This window comes from Streptomyces incarnatus (assembly GCF_001027185.1).
GTDB lineage: Bacteria > Actinomycetota > Actinomycetes > Streptomycetales > Streptomycetaceae > Streptomyces > Streptomyces puniciscabiei.
Genome location: NZ_CP011497.1, coordinates 7,026,754 through 7,042,561 on the forward strand (window position 1 = coordinate 7,026,754; position 15,808 = coordinate 7,042,561).

Consider the following 15,808-nt stretch of genomic DNA (forward strand, 5'->3'; position numbering starts at 1 on the left):
GGCGTGTCGCGGGTCAGTCGGCCGGCGCCAGCCGGATCCGGCGCCGCGGACGGTCGATCTCCAGGATCCGGACCCGGAGCTCCTGTCCTTCCTCGACGGCCCTTCCGCCCAGGTCGTCGACGTGCACCAGGCCCTCCACGTCCTCGGCGACGCGGACGAAGGCACCGAAGGGGAGCGTCTTGGTGACCGGGCCCCTCGCGACGTCCCCGACCCGCAGAGGGTGCCGGTCCCAGGGGTCCTCCTGGAGGGCCTTGAGCGAGATGACCACTTCCCCCTGGTACGAGTCGGCGGTGATCACCTCGCCGGGGGCCCTCTGCCCCGGTCGTACCGCATCGTGCGGGTGGTCGACGTGCGACCAGGTCAGATCGGGGACGCGGACGAAACCGGTGCCGGGATACACGGGGTGCGGGGGTTCCCCGTCGAGGCGCACGAACACCCCGAAGTCGTGTACCGCGGCCACCGTGCCGGTCACGACGTCCCCGGGCCGCGCTCCGAGCAGATGGCGGTGGAGGGCCTCGTCCTCACACGCCTTCGAGGAGAGCAAGACGTGACCGCCGCGCTCGTCGACGGCCTGCACCTCGGCGGTGATGCGCCGACCGACCGCGACGACCTCGGAAGGGTGCTCGAACGCGGTCCAGGACACCAGGTGCCGGGGGATCCGGCCCGTCGGCTCTCCCGGGTCGTCGTCCAGCAGCACGAGCACGTCGTCGCCGTCGAACCCGGCCACGGTTCCTGACCTCACCTCCCCGCGGCCCGTCAGTCGTTCTCGCAGGCGTTCCAGCGGGTTCGGCGTCGGCTCGGTCATGGCCGTGAGCCTAGGTCCGCTCTCCCGCCTCGGGTAGCGAATCGAGTGGCGGGCCCGGCCGGGCGGAACCTACCCTGGCGCCGCCGACGCCGCACGGTGCGAAGGCCGCGGCTACTTCGTGGAGTGCGTCCTTCGGGGCGTGCGGTGAAGCTGAATCCGTACCGCTGCCGATCCTGATCTCGGGCGGACGTCGGTTGTCAGTGCCGTTTGGTAAGAATGCAAGCGTGAGCAGCGAGAACGGGGCGCCCCGGCCAGAAGGGGACGGCGGGGCCGAAGGGGCGCCGCCGGAGCAGCTCGCGCTCATCCGGGAGAGCGTGCGGAAGGCGCAGGTGCCCCGGGCCAAGCCGCGGACCTGGCGGGGAGCCGCGCTCGCCCCGCGGCTGCCCGTCGCCCGGGTGCTGGTCGACAAGGGCGTGCTGCATCTCGACCGGTACTTCGACTACGCCGTGCCCGCGGAGCTGGACGAGCAGGCCCAGCCCGGCGTGCGGGTCCGGGTGCGGTTCGGCGCCGGCCGGGGCCGGGTGCGGGAAGGGCGCCGCGAGGGCGGCGGGCTCATCGACGGGTTCCTCGTCGAGCGGCGGGCCGAGTCCGACTACTCCGGGCCGCTGGCCGCCCTGGCCCAGGTCGTGTCGCCGGAGCCGGTGCTGAGCGAGGAACTGCTGGGCCTCGCGCGGGCCGTCGCCGACCGGTACGCCGGAAGCCTCGCCGACGTGCTCCAGCTGGCCGTGCCGCCGCGCAGCGCCCGGGCCGAGCAGCGGCCGTCGCCCGCGCCCCTGCCCCCACCGAAGCCGCCGGAAACGGCCTCCTGGGGCCGCTACGAGCACGGGGAGGCATTCCTCCAGGCCCTCGCCTCCGGGGGGTCGCCCAGGGCCGTCTGGAACGCGCTGCCGGGCCCGCTGTGGAGCGAGGAACTGGCCCGGGCCGTCGCCGCCGCGCTCGCCTCGGGCCGCGGCGCCCTCGTCGTCGTACCAGACGGGCGGTCCGCCGCGCGGGTCGACGCCGCGCTCACCGCGCTGCTCGGCGCGGGCCGGCACGCGCTGCTCACGGCCGAGGCGGGGCCGGAGAAGCGGTACGCGCAGTGGCTCGCCGTGCGCCGGGGGTCCGTGCGGGCCGTGGTGGGGACCCGGGCCGCGATGTTCGCGCCCGTGCAGGACCTGGGGCTCGTCGCCGTCTGGGACGACGGCGACGACAGCCACAGCGAGCAGCACGCCCCGCAGCCGCACGCCCGGGATGTGCTGTTGCTGCGGGCCGCTCTCGACAAGTGCGCCTTCCTGCTGGGGAGTTGGAGCTGCACCGTGGAGGCCGCCCAGCTCGTGGAGAGCGGCTGGGCCCGGCCGCTGGTCGCCGGGCGGGACCAGGTGCGGCGGGCCGCCCCGCTGGTCCGGACGGTCGGGGACGACGACCTCGCCCGCGACGAGGCCGCCCGCGCCGCCCGGCTGCCGACGCTCGCCTGGCAGGCGGCCCGCGAGGGGCTGCGGCACGGACCGGTGCTCGTACAGGTGCCGCGGCGTGGCTACGCGCCCCGCATGGCCTGTGACCGGTGCCGGGCGCCGGCCCGGTGCCGGCACTGCTCCGGGCCGCTGCAGGGGCAGGACGCGGGGGTGCTGCGCTGCGGCTGGTGCGGGCGCGACGAGAGCGCGTGGCACTGCCCGGAGTGCGGCGGCTTCCGGCTGCGGGCCCAGGTCGTGGGGGCCCGGCGCACGGCCGAGGAGCTGGGCCGCGCCTTTCCCGCCGTCCCGGTACGCACCTCGGGGCGGGAGCACGTGCTGGACACGGTGCCGGGCACGCCCGCGCTGGTCGTGAGCACACCGGGGGCCGAACCGGTCGCCGAGGGCGGCTACGCGGCGGCCCTGCTGCTGGACGGCTGGGCGATGCTCGTACGACCCGACCTGCGGGCCGGGGAGGACGCGCTGCGGCGGTGGATCGCGGCGGGCGCGCTGGTGCGGCCGCAGAGCGAGGGGGGCACGGTGGTCGTGGTGGCCGAGCCGACCCTGCGGCCGGTGCAGGCGCTGGTGCGCTGGGACCCCGTCGGGCACGCGGTGCGGGAACTGGCCGAGCGGGCCGAGCTGGGCTTCCCGCCGGTGTCGCGGATGGCGGCCGTGTCCGGGCCGCCCGCGGCCGTCGCCGAGTTCCTGGCCGCCGTGGAACTTCCGCCGGACGCGGAGGTGCTGGGGCCGGTGCCGATGCCGCCGACGCCGCCCGGGCGGCCCCGCAGGGCCGGGGCGCCGCCACCGGGGGAGCACTGGGAGCGGGCGCTGGTCCGCGTGCCACCCGGTAGCGGGGCGGCGCTGGCTGCCGCGCTGAAGACCGCGCAGGCTGCTCGGCTGGCGCGGGGGAGCGGGGAGGCGGTGCGGGTGCGGATCGATCCGCCGGACATCGGGTGACGGGTGGCGTTCCCGGGTTCTCTCTCCCACTCGCGCCCCGCCCGTTTCCGGTCGGTCGAGAGGCTGGACAACCTGTGCGGGTTGCCCGCCGTCGGCGGCTGTCCGGTCGCCGTGGTGGGGCCCGTTGTGCGGAGGGGGTGCGTGGCTGCCCTCCCGGGTGGTGCCGGGAGGGCAGGGGGAGGCGTCAGCCGTTGCGGGGGCTGGGGAAGGCCGTCGGGCGGGCCTCGTCGCGGTCGCGGAGGGCCGGGCTGCCGGCGGTGGGCTGCGTGGGCATCGAGCGGGCCGCGGGGACCGTCGGGACCGTGGGCAGGCCGGTGTTCACATTGAGCGTGCGGGTGCCGGACGGCTCCGTGGCCCGCTCGGCCTCGGCGGCCGCCTGGGCCGCGGCGCGGCGGGCGCCGTAACGGCGGTGCACCGCCTGTTTGGTGACTCCGAGCGCCGAGCCCACCGCGTCCCACGAGAAGCCGAGTGAGCGGTCGAAGTCCACGGCGGCCGTGACCAGGGTTTCGACACTGTCCCGGAGTTCCTGGGCGAGGCGCACCGTCGGGGCGGGGGCGCGGCCGTAGACGACGAAGCCCGTGGACGGGCCGGAGCGGCGCGGGCGGTAGACGTTGCCCAACTGGGCGGTGAGCGTGCGCAAGGCGTCCACCTGCCGGCGGACTCGCTCGATGTCCCGCACCAGCAAGTGCAGGCTGGCCCGGGCCTGGGCGTCGTGGGTGGCGTGGTCGGCCATGAACAAGCCTCTCGAACCGGCGTTGAAAGGAATTGGGCCGCGAAAACGGCCCTATGTGGTCAACTCTTTCTTGACCAACGCGTGGGCGCTCCGCTGGTCACGGGGTGGGGGCGTACGGGCATATGCGTACGCCGGTCGTTCGGGTGCGCGCCGTGGGGGGTTCGGGTTGTTTGTTCTCCCGCCCGCGCACCACCCGTTTCCAGTCGGTCGAGAGGCTGGACAACCTGTGGGGGTGCTCGCCGTCGGCGTCCGCACGTGCGTTGCGCCCGGCCGTCGTCGCGTCCGGCGTTCTGTGACTCTGCCGTGTACCGCGTCCACCGGGTTCACTGCCGTCCGCATCCACGGGGCTCACCGCCGTCTACCGCCTCCGCCGCGTTCACGGTTGTCCGCCGCCTGCGCCGCCTGCGCCGTGTTCACCGTGGTTCGCCGCCTGCGCCGCCTGCGCCGTGTTCACCGTGGTTCGCCGTCTCCGCCGTTTCCCTCGTCCGTCGGCATCAGGTGCGTATGGCTTGTCCCTGCTTGCTTGGTCATAGACTGGTGCGCTGCCCGTCCAACCCCCGCCCGAGAGGCCCGATCCCGCCCATGAAGCTCGTCTTCGCCGGTACCCCCGAGGTCGCCGTTCCCGCTCTGGACGCTCTGATCGCCTCCGGGCGGCACGAGGTGGCCGCCGTCGTCACGCGGCCCGACGCGCCGGCCGGGCGGGGGCGCAGGCTGGTCGCGTCGCCCGTGGCCGAGCGGGCGGAGGAGGCCGGGATCGAGGTGCTGAAGCCGGTCAGGCCGCGCGAGCCGGAGTTCCTGGAGCGGCTGAGGGAGATCGCCCCGGACTGCTGCCCGGTCGTCGCCTACGGCGCCCTGCTGCCCCGCGTGGCCCTCGACGTCCCCGCCCACGGCTGGGTCAACCTGCACTTCTCGCTGCTGCCCGCCTGGCGCGGAGCCGCCCCCGTGCAGCACGCCATCATGGCCGGCGACGAGATCACCGGGGCGTCGACGTTCCTCATCGAGGAGGGACTCGACTCCGGGCCCCTCTACGGCACCGTGACCGAGGCGATCCGGCCCACCGACACCAGCGGCGACCTGCTGACCCGGCTCGCCTTCGCGGGCGCGGGGCTGCTCGCCGCCACCATGGACGGCATCGAGGACGGCACCCTGAAGGCCGTACCGCAGCCCGCCGAGGGCATCACCCTCGCACCGAAGATCACCGTCGAGGACGCCAGGGTCGACTGGTCGACGCCCGCGCTGCGCGTCGACCGGGTCGTGCGCGGCTGCACCCCGGCGCCGGGCGCCTGGACCACCTTCCGCGGCGAGCGCCTCAAGCTCATCCAGGTCACCCCCGTCCCCGAGCGCACCGACCTCGCGCCGGGGCGGATGGCCGTCGGCAAGAACAGCGTCCACGTGGGCACCGGTTCGTACGCCGTCGAGCTGCTCTGGGTGCAGGCGCAGGGCAAGAAGCCGATGCGGGCGGCCGACTGGGCGCGCGGCGTGCGCATCGCCGAGGGCGAGACGCTGGGCGGCTGAGTCCCGGCCGGCGGGGGCGGCGGTCCGCCGACGTAGGCTGGACACCGCACCCCTTCTTCACATCCGGAGCACCTTTTTCGTGAGCGAGCAGTCCCGGCGGCCCCGTAAGCCCGCCAAGCCCTACCGTCGTCCGCAGAAGGACCCCGTCCGCATCCTGGCCTTCGAGGCGCTGCGCGCGGTCGACGAGCGGGACGCGTACGCCAACCTCGTGCTGCCCCCGCTGCTGCGCAAGGCCCGCGAGAAGGGCGACTTCGACGCGCGGGACGCCGCCCTCGCCACCGAGCTGGTCTACGGCACGCTGCGCCGCCAGGGGACGTACGACGCCGTGATCGCCGCCTGTGTCGACCGGCCGCTGCGCGAGGTCGACCCGCCCGTGCTCGACGTGCTCAGCCTCGGTGTGCACCAGCTGCTCGGGACGCGGATCCCGACGCACGCCGCCGTGTCCTCCGCCGTGGAGCTGGCCCGGGTGGTGCTCGGCGACGGGCGCGCCAAGTTCGTCAACGCGGTGCTGCGCAAGGTGGCCCAGGACGATCTCGACGGGTGGCTGGCGAAGGTCGCGCCGCCGTACGACGAGGACCCGGAGGACCACCTCGCCGTCGTGCACTCGCATCCCCGCTGGGTCGTCTCCGCGCTCTGGGACTCCCTCGGCGGCGGGCGGGCCGGCATCGAGGAACTGCTGGAGGCCGACAACGAACGGCCCGAGGTGACCCTGGTGGCGCGGCCGGGCCGGGCCACCACCGAGGAGCTGCTGCGCGAGGACGCCGCCGTGCCGGGGCGCTGGTCGCCGTACGCGGTGCGGCTCGCCGAGGGCGGGGAGCCGGGCGCTGTACGGGCCGTGCGCGAGGGACGGGCCGGGGTGCAGGACGAGGGCAGCCAGCTGGTCGCCCTCGCGCTCGCGGGCGCGCCCGTGGAGGGCTCCGACAGCACGTGGCTGGACGGGTGCGCCGGGCCCGGCGGGAAGGCCGCGCTGCTGGCCGCCCTCGCCGCCGAGCGCGGGGCCACGCTGCTCGCCTCCGAGAAGCAGCCGCACCGCGCGGGCCTCGTCGCCAAGGCGCTGGCCGGCAACCCGGGGCCGTACCAGGTGATCGCCGCCGACGGCACCCGGCCGCCATGGCGCCCCGGCACCTTCGACCGCGTCCTCATGGACGTGCCCTGCACCGGACTCGGCGCCCTGCGCCGCCGCCCCGAGGCCCGCTGGCGCCGCCGCCCCGAGGACCTGGACAACTTCGCCCCCCTCCAGCGCGCCCTGCTGCGCACCGCCCTCGACTCGGTACGCGTCGGCGGAGTCGTCGGCTACGCCACCTGCTCCCCGCACCTGGCGGAGACTCGCGCGGTCGTCGCCGACGTCCTCAAGCAGCACCCGGAAACGGAGCTCATCGACGCCCGCCCCCTGCTCCCGGGCGTCCCCGCGCTGGGCGAGGGCCCCGACATCCAGCTGTGGCCCCACCTCCACGGCACGGACGCGATGTACCTGGCCCTGATCCGCAGAACGGGCTGAAACACCGCCGGGGCACAGCGCCCCGTAAGGGGCGCGGGGAACTGCGCGATCAACCCCCACCGACCCGCAGACAAACCACAACCGAAACGGACCGCCGTTACAGCCCAGCGCAGCGGCATGGCAGGCTTGGGGCATGGCCGTGCAGATCAACCCCAGCATCCTGTCCGCCGACTTCGCCCGCCTCGCGGAGGAGGCCGAGGCGGTCCGAGGCGCCGACTGGCTCCACGTCGACGTCATGGACAACCACTTCGTCCCGAACCTCACGCTCGGCGTGCCGGTCGTGGAGTCCCTGGCGCGTGCGACGGACACCCCGCTGGACTGCCACCTGATGATCGAGGACCCCGACCGCTGGGCGCCCCAGTACGTCGAGGCGGGTGCCTCCTCCGTCACCTTCCACGTGGAGGCGGCCGCCGCCCCGGTACGGCTCGCCCGGGAGATCCGTGCCAAGGGCGCCCGCGCCTCGATGGCGCTGAAGCCGGCGACGCCGATCGAGCCGTACGAGGACCTGCTCCCGGAACTCGACATGCTGCTGATCATGACGGTCGAGCCCGGCTTCGGCGGCCAGGCGTTCCTCGACATCATGCTGCCCAAGATCCGCCGCACCCGTGAGCTGATCGGCAAGCACGGCCTGCAGCTGTGGCTCCAGGTGGACGGCGGTGTCTCGGCCTCGACGATCGAGAGGTGCGCGGACGCGGGAGCGGACGTCTTCGTGGCCGGCTCGGCGGTGTACGGCGCGAAGGACCCGGCGGAGGCGGTCCGTGCCCTGCGCGCGCAGGCCGAAACGGCTACCGCCAAGGCATCCTGGGCATGCGACCACTGAGCCACAGATACATGAACGGTTAAGTGAACGGCCGCTATCAGGGCGGATCCGTAGCGCCGAATCTGCAAGGATGAACGGCGAATCCAGAGTGTGAACAGCAGTGAGGAGATCGCCGTGTCGGGTATGTCGGCGGGCCGGTCAGCCATGCGGATGGGACCCGCTGAGCTGGTGCAGGCGGCGGCCATGGCCCGCCGCTTCTACCTCGAGGGCAAGTCCAAGATCCAGATCGCGGAGGAGTTCGGCGTCAGCCGCTTCAAGGTGGCCCGGGTCCTGGAGACCGCTCTCGAACGGGATCTCGTACGCATCGAGATCCGTGTCCCGGCCGAGCTGGACGCCGAGCGCTCCGACGCGCTGCGCGCCCGCTACGGCTTGCGGCACGCCGTCGTGGTCGAGTCCCCGGCCGAGGCCGAGGAGACCCCCGACCCCGAGAACCTCGGCGAGGTCGCCGCCGACCTGCTCGGCGAGCTCGTCAACGAGGGGGACGTGCTCGGGCTGGCCTGGGGCCGGTCCACGATCCACATGGCGGCGGCGCTCGACCGGCTGCCGCCGTGCACGGTGGTGCAGCTGACGGGCGTGTACGACGCCGGGACCTCGGAGCGCGGCTCGGTCGAGGCCGTGCGCCGCGCCGCCCAGGTGTCGGGCGGCGACGCCCACCCCATCTACGCGCCCATGCTGCTGCCGGACGCGGCCACCGCGGCCGCGCTGCGCAACCAGACCGGGATCGCCCGGGCCTTCGAGTACTTCGACAAGGTCACGGTCGCGTGTGTCTCCATCGGCTCCTGGGAGCCGGGCATCTCGACCGTGCACGACATGCTCAGCGACGAGGAGCGGGCGCACTACGCCTCGCTCGGCGTCGCCGCCGAGATGGCCGCGCACCTCTTCGACGCCGAGGGGCGCCGGATCGGGCGGGACCTGGGGGAGCGGTGCATCACGGTCAAGGCCGACCAGCTGCGCCGTATCCCGGAGGTCGTGGCGATCGCCGGCGGGCAGCGCAAGGCGTCCGCGATCGACGCGGTGCTGCGCTCCGGGCTGGTCACCAGCCTGGTCACGGACACCTCCGCCGCGGACTACCTGATGACGGCCGGGCCGACGCCGAAGCCGACGCTCGGCCGCGCGGACCCCGACGGGCACTGACCGCCCCACGGGCCGCCACGGGCTCGCCGCGCCGGGCCCGGCGGGCCGGGCCCGGCATCGGCAGGGCGCGCGGCCGAGGAAAACGACCGTGTCCGGCAATCAGTAAGGCACGCGGGCGGGGCCCGCGTCCGACATCAGCGGGCCGTGACCGGGTCTCGCGGGCCGTGTCTGGTTCCGGCGGGCATGCCAGTCCTGACGGGGCGTGCTCCGGTCCCGGTGGGCTATGTCAGTCATGGTGGGGCGTGCCTCGGTCCTGGCGTGCTGTGTCAGTCCTGGCGGGGCGTGTCCGGTACTGGTGGGGCGGGTCCGGTCCGGGCGGGTCGTGGCGGGGGCGCTGCCGGGCGGGCGTGGCAGCATCGTCGGCATGGTGCCGCGGATCGTCGCTCACAGGCCTCGCCGGTCCTTGCTCCCCGCGCTCGCGGGGCTGCTGGGCCTCGTCCTCGCAGTGCTGCTGGCAGGGTGCTCCTCGGGCCCGTCCGGTGCCACCGGCGCGTCCGCCGCGGCCGTGTCCACTCCCGCCTGGGCGCACGGCATGGCCACCGTCCGGGAGTCCCAGTTGCCGGCCGAGGCCCGGCAGACCCTCGCCCTGATCGACAAGGGCGGCCCCTACCCGTACGCCAGGGACGGGATCGTCTTCGGGAACTTCGAGGGGCGCCTGCCGAAGCACCAGCGGGGCTACTACCACGAGTACACGGTGCGGACGCCCGGCTCGCGCGACCGTGGCCCCCGGCGCATCATCACCGGCCAGGGCGGGGAGATCTACTACACCGATGATCACTACAACACGTTCCGGGCGGTGCTCAAATGACACGGGTCGTGGTCACGCTGGACCTCGGCGGCGTCACCGACAAGGCCGGTCTGATGGACGCCGTGGCGCGGACGCTGGCCCTGCCCGACTGGTTCGGCCGGAACTGGGACGCGCTCCTCGACAGCCTCTCCGATCCGTCGGTCTGGCCCCGGGAGGCGGCGGACCGGGGGCTCCTCCTCGTCGTCACCGGCTGGCGGCCGTACGCGGACGGCCACCCGGAGGAGTGGCGGGTGGCACGGGAGGTGCTCACCGAGGCCGCCGACCGCACCGGCCCGCTCACGGTCGCCCTCACGCTGGAATGACGGCATGACCGGGTGATGGTGCGTCAACTTCCGCCGCTGGATAGGCTCCTGCCGACGCGGAGCGATTCGGGACGGGGGTCCAGCGACAGGTGGCGTACCAGATTCCGCCGGGGCCGGCGCACTTCGTGGACCGTGAACGCGAGCAGGCACGGGTCCTGCAACTGGTCACGGAGCGGCAGACGGCGGGCGGCGCGGCCCGGCCGCTGTGCCTGCTGCTGAGCGGGTACGGCGGCACCGGCAAGACGGAGCTGGCCTTCCGGCTGGCCCGGGCCCTGCACGGGCGCTACCCGGACGGTGTGCTGTACGTCGACCTCGACGACGTCCGCCGGGACGGCGCCGTGGAGGTCGCGGACGTCCTCGGCGAGCTGCTGCGGGTGTTTCCGCAGGTCGGTGCGGGCCCGCCGATGCTTCCCGGGCTCGGCGTGGCGATCGTACCGGTGGCCGGATCCGCACCGCCGGGTTGCCGTGTCCCTGCAGAATGCGCCGCATGAACGAATGGCTCATCGCCCTGTCCGCCGCTCTCATCGGCGCCGGATCCGCGCTCGGCGGCAGCGTCATCTCCGCTCGCTCCACGCGGGCGGCGGGGGAGCGGCAGGCGGAGGCGGCGCTGGAGGCACTGCGGCTGAGTGCCGAGGAACAGCGGGCGGCGCGCGTGCACGACCAGCGTCGGCAGGCGTACGTCCGTTTCCTGGACGCGGTGGGCGCCGTCACCGAGACCCGCCGTACCGGCGCGGGCCGGCCCGACGACCGTACCGACCTGCAGCGGGCGCTCGACGTCGTGCAGCTGGAGGGCCCCGCCGAGGTGGCGGCCGCCGCCCGCGCCCTGGTGGATCCGGTCCGGCGCGATGCCCGCCCCGACGCGCTCGACGGCGCCCGGGAGGCCTTCCTGGAGGCCGCGCGCCGCGCCCTCCACTGAGGCGTTCGGCGGATCCTCCGAAGATCCACTGGGCACCCTGGAGGTTCCGCCCGGGCATGGCCCGGGCCGCGCCATGGGACAATGAAGTACGTGCTCTTTCCCCCTGGCGCACCCGTCGGGGGGTCACCTCTGATCGACTGGGATGTGCAGCACGTGCGTTTCCTCAATGACAACCAGCCCGCGTACGACCTGACGTACGACGACGTGTTCATGGTGCCGAGCCGCTCCGCGGTGGGCTCGCGTCAGGGCGTGGACCTCGCCTCGCCGGACGGCACGGGCACCACCATCCCGCTCGTCGTCGCCAACATGACCGCCATCGCCGGCCGGCGCATGGCCGAGACGGTGGCCCGCCGCGGCGGTCTGGTGGTCATCCCGCAGGACATCCCGATCGACGTCGTCACCGACGTCGTCTCCTGGGTGAAGAGCCGCCACCTGGTGCTCGACACGCCGATCGTGCTGGCCCCGCACCAGACCGTCGCCGACGCGCTGGCGCTGCTGCCCAAGCGCGCCCACAACGCCGGTGTGGTCGTGGACGACGAGCAGCGGCCCGTCGGCGTCGTCACCGACGCGGACCTCACCGGCGTCGACCGCTTCACCCAGCTCGAAGTGGTCATGTCCAAGGACCTGCTCCTGCTGGACGCGGACATCGACCCGCGCGAGGCCTTCAACACCCTCGACCACCACAACCGCCGCTACGCCCCGGCCGTCGACAAGGACGGCAAGCTGGCCGGCATCCTCACCCGCAAGGGCGCCCTGCGCGCCACGCTGTACACCCCGGCCGTCGACGCGAACGGCAGGCTGCGCATCGCCGCCGCCGTCGGCATCAACGGCGATGTGGCGGGCAAGGCCAAGCAGCTGCTCGACGCGGGCGTGGACACGCTCGTCATCGACACCGCGCACGGCCACCAGGAGTCGATGATCAGCGCCATCAAGCTGGTGCGCGCGCTCGACCCGCAGGTGCCGATCGCCGCCGGCAACATCGTCTCCGCCGAGGGCGTCAAGGACCTGATCGACGCCGGCGCGGACATCATCAAGGTCGGTGTGGGCCCCGGCGCCATGTGCACCACCCGCATGATGACCGGCGTGGGCCGGCCGCAGTTCTCCGCGGTGCTGGAGTGCGCCGCCGAGGCGAGGAAGTACGGCAAGCACGTGTGGGCGGACGGCGGTGTCCGGCACCCGCGCGACGTGGCCATGGCGCTCGCGGCCGGCGCGTCCAACGTGATGGTCGGTTCGTGGTTCGCGGGCACGTACGAGTCGCCGGGCGACCTCCAGCACGACGCCAACGGCCGTGCCTACAAGGAGTCGTTCGGCATGGCCTCCGCGCGCGCGGTGCGCAACCGCACGTCGGAGGAGTCGGCGTACGACCGCGCCCGCAAGGCGCTGTTCGAGGAGGGCATCTCCACCTCGCGCATGTTCCTCGACCCGGCCCGCCCGGGCGTGGAGGACCTGATCGACTCGATCATCGCGGGCGTCCGCTCCTCCTGCACCTACGCCGGTGCCGCCTCCCTGGAGGAGTTCGCCGAGAAGGCCATCGTCGGCATCCAGAGCGCGGCCGGCTACGCGGAGGGCAAGCCGCTGCACGCCAGCTGGACCTGATCCAACTCCCTTGCCCACGGCCCCCGTTGTTCCCGCTCGCCGGGAGAACGGGGGCCGTCGCCTTGCAACGGTCGACAGCCGGTGCACAACGATTTGTCATTCCGGGCCGAGGAACGCAATGATCATGCGGGGACGCGCAAGGTTGCTGCATTACGCCCGTGAAGGCCACCCCCGTAAGGTGCTGCGCTGTACGTGGCGTGGCGGGGACCCCGCTCGGCGGGCCCCTGCCCGCGCAGGGCTGCCCCCGGTCCCCGACCGCAATGACCGGCAGGATGAAGGAGCCAGCGCGTGCTCGACCAAGGCGCACCCCCGCACGACCGCACAGCGACCGCCCCCGCAGCCCAGGGCGTCGCCGCGCGCCTGATGCGGCGCAAGCCCGTGGAACGCCTGGTCGCGGAGGGCGGCCAGGGCGAGGGAGGCTCGCTTCGGCGCTCCCTCGGCCTGTGGCAGCTGACCATGATCAGCATCGGCGCCACGCTCGGCACCGGCATCTTCGTCGTGCTCGGCCAGGCCGTCCCCAAGGCGGGCCCGGCCGTCACCCTCTCCTTCGTGATCGCCGGTCTCACCGCGCTGTTCTCCGCCCTGTCCTACGCCGAGCTGGCCGGCACCATCCCGGTCTCCGGCTCCTCGTACTCGTACGCATACGCAACGATGGGCGAACTGATCGCCTGGGTCTGCGGCTGGTGTCTGCTCCTGGAGTACGGCGTGTCGGTCGCCGCCGTGGCCGTCGGCTGGGGCGAGTACCTGAACGAGCTGCTGTCCGGCACCATCGGCGTCACCATCCCGAAGGCCTTCGCCAACCCGCCCGGCGTCGACGGCGGTGTCTTCAACCTGCCCGCCCTGATCGTCGTGATCCTCGCGATGGTGTTCCTGATCGGCGGCGCCAAGGAGTCCGCGCGGGCCAACACCGTCATGGTGTCCGTGAAGATCGCCGCGCTGATCCTGTTCTGCGCGATCGGCTTCATGGGCTTCAAGTCCGGCAACTACTCGAACTTCATGCCGCTCGGCATGGCGGGCGTCAGCGGGGCCGCCGGCACGCTGTTCTTCTCGTACATCGGCTTCGACGCAGCCTCCACCGCCGGTGAGGAGGCCAAGGACGCCCAGCGCGACCTGCCCCGCGCGATCATGCTGTCCCTGGTCATCGTGACCGCCCTGTACGTGCTGGTCGCCGCCGTCGCCGTCGGTGCCAGGCCGTGGCGGAGCTTCAGCGACTCCGAGGCCACGCTCACCCAGATCATGAAGGACGTCACCGGGCAGAGCTTCTGGGGCACCCTGCTGGCCTTCTGTGCGGTGATCGCCATCGCGAGCGTCGTGCTGACCGTGCTCTACGGCCAGACCCGCATCCTGTTCGCCATGTCCCGGGACGGCCTGGTGCCCAAGATCTTCGCCAAGGTCCACCCGAAGACCGGCGCCCCGCGCGCCAACACGGTCATCGTCTCGGTGTTCTGCGGTGTCCTCGCCGCCGCCATCCCGCTGGGACAGCTCGCGGACGCCACCAGCATCGGCACGCTGTTCGCCTTCGCGCTGGTCAACGTGGCCGTCGTGGTGCTGCGCCGGACCCGCCCCGCCATGCACCGCTCCTTCCGGGTGCCGCTGTCGCCGGTGCTGCCCGCGCTGGGCTTCGCCTTCTGCGTCTGGATGATGGGCAGCCTGTCCACCGTCACCTGGATCGTGTTCGGTGTCTGGATGGCCGTCGGGCTCGTGTTCTACTTCGTGTACGGCTATCGCCGTTCCCGTCTCGCGACCGGTGACGGCCTCGCGGTGACGGCAGAGAAGTGACCGGACCGAAGAAGTGAACCACCCCCTGTGCTGAACGATCTCGACGAACGCATCGTGCACGCCCTCGCCGAGGACGCCCGCCGCTCCTACGCGGACATCGGGCAGATGGTCGGCCTGTCCGCGCCCGCGGTGAAGCGGCGCGTGGACCGGCTGCGCGCCACCGGAGCGATCACCGGATTCACCGTCCGGGTGGATCCGGCGGCGCTCGGCTGGGAGACCGAGGGGTACATCGAGATCTACTGCCGGCGGAACACCTCGCCGGACACCATCCAGCGGGGCCTGGAGCGCTACCAGGAGGTCGTGGCCGCGTCGACCGTCACCGGCGACGCGGACGCGATCGCGCAGGTCTTCGCGTCCGACATGCGCCACTTCGAGCGGGTGCTCGAGCGGATCGCCGGGGAACCGTTCGTGGAGCGGACCAAGTCGGTGCTGGTGCTGTCGCCGTTGCTGCGCCGCTTCTCCTCCGGGGCGCCGGGGTAGGCGGCTTCCGACTCGGGGCGCCTGCGCCGTTGCCGAGTGCGGGTTGTGTGTGGCTGGTCGCGCAGTTCCCCGCGCCCCTTCAGGCATGCTGGACCGCAGCTCCCTGAAGGGGCGCGGGGAACTGCGCGAGAAACCACGGCATGCCCGCACCCGGCGACGGTGAGGGGCGCCCCGAGCTCTACTCCGCGGTCTTCCGCGCCAACGCGTTGTTGCCTATCGAGTTCCGCACGCTGAAACTGACCGCGTCCGGGCGGTACCGGTCATCGGACCACTCGACGGGCCGGCCCTCGCGGGTCGTGGTGACGCGCCGCACCCGCAGCAGCGGACTGGTACGGCGGATCCCCAGCAACTCGGCGTCCCGCGCGCCGCAGGCGACCGCGTCGATCACGTGCTCGCCGTACGCGAAGACGAGACCCGTGTCGTCGTACAGCCGCTGGGTGACCGAGGGGCAGTCCGGCTCGATGGACTCCACCGCGGGGGAGATCCAGTCGGCGTACACCGTGCGCTCCAGGAGCACCGGTTCGCCGTCCAGGCCGCGCACCCGGAGCACGTGCAACACCTGGGTGCCGACGGCCAGTTGGAGACGTACGGCGTCCTCGGCCGTGGCCGGGCGGTACTCCTGGGCCACCACGTGCCCCGTCGCCTCGCGGCCCATCGCGCGGGCCCACTGGGCGAAGCTGCGCAGTTCCTCGAAGCTCTGGCTGCGGCGGCTGGCGAGCACGACGCGCCGGGCGCCCTGACGGGAGCCGATCAGGCCCTCGGAGGTGAGGGTCGCGACGGCCTGGCGGACCGTGCCGCGTGAGACGCCGTAGGCCGCGGCCAGCTCCGACTCCGAGGGCAGCCGGCTGCCGACCGTGTACTCCTCGCGGTCGATCGCGCGCCGCAGCTCGTCGGCGATCTCCTCGTGTCGCGCCGTCATGCTTCCCCTCTGCTCAGGTCGCTGTGCACAGCGTGACCAGCCTAATCGAGACCTGAGCGTGATCTGCAACGGTCTGGAATGTGCAGCCAAGCAGGGCTCAAAGTTTCGCTCACGTTTAC

At 73.4% G+C, this 15,808-nt stretch carries 15 protein-coding genes; 12 read left to right on the forward strand and 3 right to left on the reverse strand.

Annotation, left to right across the window (positions count from 1 at the left end):
* Positions 1–13 precede the first annotated feature (13 nt).
* Entirely contained in the window at positions 14–805 is a 792-nt protein-coding gene (locus tag ABB07_RS31890) for a S1 RNA-binding domain-containing protein (protein ID WP_244189575.1), read from the reverse strand.
* A 224-nt stretch (positions 806–1,029) separates the two neighbouring features.
* Between ABB07_RS31890 and ABB07_RS31895 the strand changes: the two genes are divergently transcribed.
* Positions 1,030–3,189 carry a primosomal protein N' gene (locus tag ABB07_RS31895; protein WP_208901959.1) on the forward strand — a complete coding sequence of 720 codons (2,160 nt, stop codon included), beginning with the start codon at positions 1,030–1,032 and terminating at the stop codon, positions 3,187–3,189.
* A 184-nt stretch (positions 3,190–3,373) separates the two neighbouring features.
* Here the strand turns inward: ABB07_RS31895 and ABB07_RS31900 are convergent, their stop codons facing one another.
* Positions 3,374–3,922: a hypothetical protein gene (locus tag ABB07_RS31900; RefSeq protein ID WP_208901960.1), complete on the reverse strand. Its 549-nt coding sequence runs from the start codon at positions 3,920–3,922 to the stop codon at positions 3,374–3,376.
* Between the two features lie 582 nt (positions 3,923–4,504).
* On the opposite strand from ABB07_RS31900, the gene fmt reads away from it, so the two are divergent.
* From fmt to ABB07_RS31955, 11 genes are all read left to right on the forward strand, one after another.
* Positions 4,505–5,437, forward strand: coding sequence for a methionyl-tRNA formyltransferase (gene fmt, locus ABB07_RS31905; RefSeq protein ID WP_208901961.1), 933 nt, complete (start codon positions 4,505–4,507; stop codon positions 5,435–5,437).
* Between the two features lie 79 nt (positions 5,438–5,516).
* Entirely contained in the window at positions 5,517–6,935 is a 1,419-nt protein-coding gene (locus ABB07_RS31910; RefSeq protein ID WP_208901962.1) for an RsmB/NOP family class I SAM-dependent RNA methyltransferase, read from the forward strand.
* Between the two features lie 133 nt (positions 6,936–7,068).
* Positions 7,069–7,755 (forward strand): ribulose-phosphate 3-epimerase, encoded by a 687-nt coding sequence (gene rpe, locus ABB07_RS31915; protein WP_208901963.1) that lies wholly within the window; start codon positions 7,069–7,071, stop codon positions 7,753–7,755.
* Between the two features lie 90 nt (positions 7,756–7,845).
* Positions 7,846–8,889, forward strand: a complete 1,044-nt coding sequence (locus ABB07_RS31920) for a sugar-binding transcriptional regulator (RefSeq protein WP_055704927.1) — start codon at positions 7,846–7,848, stop codon at positions 8,887–8,889.
* A 364-nt stretch (positions 8,890–9,253) separates the two neighbouring features.
* Positions 9,254–9,697, forward strand: coding sequence for a guanyl-specific ribonuclease (locus ABB07_RS31925; RefSeq protein WP_208901964.1), 444 nt, complete (start codon positions 9,254–9,256; stop codon positions 9,695–9,697).
* Complete coding sequence (locus ABB07_RS31930) at positions 9,694–9,999, forward strand: barstar family protein (RefSeq protein WP_208901965.1); 306 nt, start codon at positions 9,694–9,696, stop codon at positions 9,997–9,999. The genes ABB07_RS31925 and ABB07_RS31930 overlap by 4 nt, the downstream gene beginning before the upstream one ends.
* An 89-nt stretch (positions 10,000–10,088) precedes the next feature.
* Positions 10,089–10,490 carry a P-loop NTPase family protein gene (locus ABB07_RS31935; protein ID WP_208901966.1) on the forward strand — a complete coding sequence of 134 codons (402 nt, stop codon included), beginning with the start codon at positions 10,089–10,091 and terminating at the stop codon, positions 10,488–10,490.
* Positions 10,487–10,915: a hypothetical protein gene (locus ABB07_RS31940; protein ID WP_208901967.1), complete on the forward strand. Its 429-nt coding sequence runs from the start codon at positions 10,487–10,489 to the stop codon at positions 10,913–10,915. Before ABB07_RS31935 ends, ABB07_RS31940 begins: the two co-directional genes overlap by 4 nt.
* Before the next feature lie 153 nt (positions 10,916–11,068).
* The gene (locus ABB07_RS31945) at positions 11,069–12,511 is read left to right on the forward strand and encodes a GuaB1 family IMP dehydrogenase-related protein (RefSeq protein ID WP_208901968.1); all 1,443 of its coding nucleotides are present in this window, start codon (positions 11,069–11,071) and stop codon (positions 12,509–12,511) included.
* Between the two features lie 288 nt (positions 12,512–12,799).
* Positions 12,800–14,290: an amino acid permease gene (locus ABB07_RS31950; RefSeq protein ID WP_208901969.1), complete on the forward strand. Its 1,491-nt coding sequence runs from the start codon at positions 12,800–12,802 to the stop codon at positions 14,288–14,290.
* A 27-nt stretch (positions 14,291–14,317) separates the two neighbouring features.
* Positions 14,318–14,770 carry an Lrp/AsnC family transcriptional regulator gene (locus ABB07_RS31955; RefSeq protein WP_031174468.1) on the forward strand — a complete coding sequence of 151 codons (453 nt, stop codon included), beginning with the start codon at positions 14,318–14,320 and terminating at the stop codon, positions 14,768–14,770.
* 178 nt (positions 14,771–14,948) lie between these two features.
* On the opposite strand, the gene ABB07_RS31960 is transcribed toward ABB07_RS31955, so the two are convergent.
* Positions 14,949–15,689 (reverse strand): GntR family transcriptional regulator, encoded by a 741-nt coding sequence (locus ABB07_RS31960; protein ID WP_208901970.1) that lies wholly within the window; start codon positions 15,687–15,689, stop codon positions 14,949–14,951.
* Positions 15,690–15,808 lie beyond the last annotated feature (119 nt).

Excerpts from the sequence above, each read along its gene's own strand:
- ABB07_RS31960 (WP_208901970.1), bottom strand. The coding sequence starts at position 15,689 with ATGACGGCGCGACACGAGGAGATCGCCGACGAGCTGCGGCGCGCGATC.
- ABB07_RS31940 (WP_208901967.1), top strand. The coding sequence starts at position 10,487 with ATGAACGAATGGCTCATCGCCCTGTCCGCCGCTCTCATCGGCGCCGGA.
- ABB07_RS31890 (WP_244189575.1), bottom strand. The coding sequence starts at position 805 with ATGACCGAGCCGACGCCGAACCCGCTGGAACGCCTGCGAGAACGACTG.
- fmt (WP_208901961.1), top strand. The coding sequence starts at position 4,505 with ATGAAGCTCGTCTTCGCCGGTACCCCCGAGGTCGCCGTTCCCGCTCTG.
- ABB07_RS31930 (WP_208901965.1), top strand. The coding sequence starts at position 9,694 with ATGACACGGGTCGTGGTCACGCTGGACCTCGGCGGCGTCACCGACAAG.
- ABB07_RS31900 (WP_208901960.1), bottom strand. The coding sequence starts at position 3,922 with ATGGCCGACCACGCCACCCACGACGCCCAGGCCCGGGCCAGCCTGCAC.
- rpe (WP_208901963.1), top strand. The coding sequence starts at position 7,069 with ATGGCCGTGCAGATCAACCCCAGCATCCTGTCCGCCGACTTCGCCCGC.
- ABB07_RS31925 (WP_208901964.1), top strand. The coding sequence starts at position 9,254 with ATGGTGCCGCGGATCGTCGCTCACAGGCCTCGCCGGTCCTTGCTCCCC.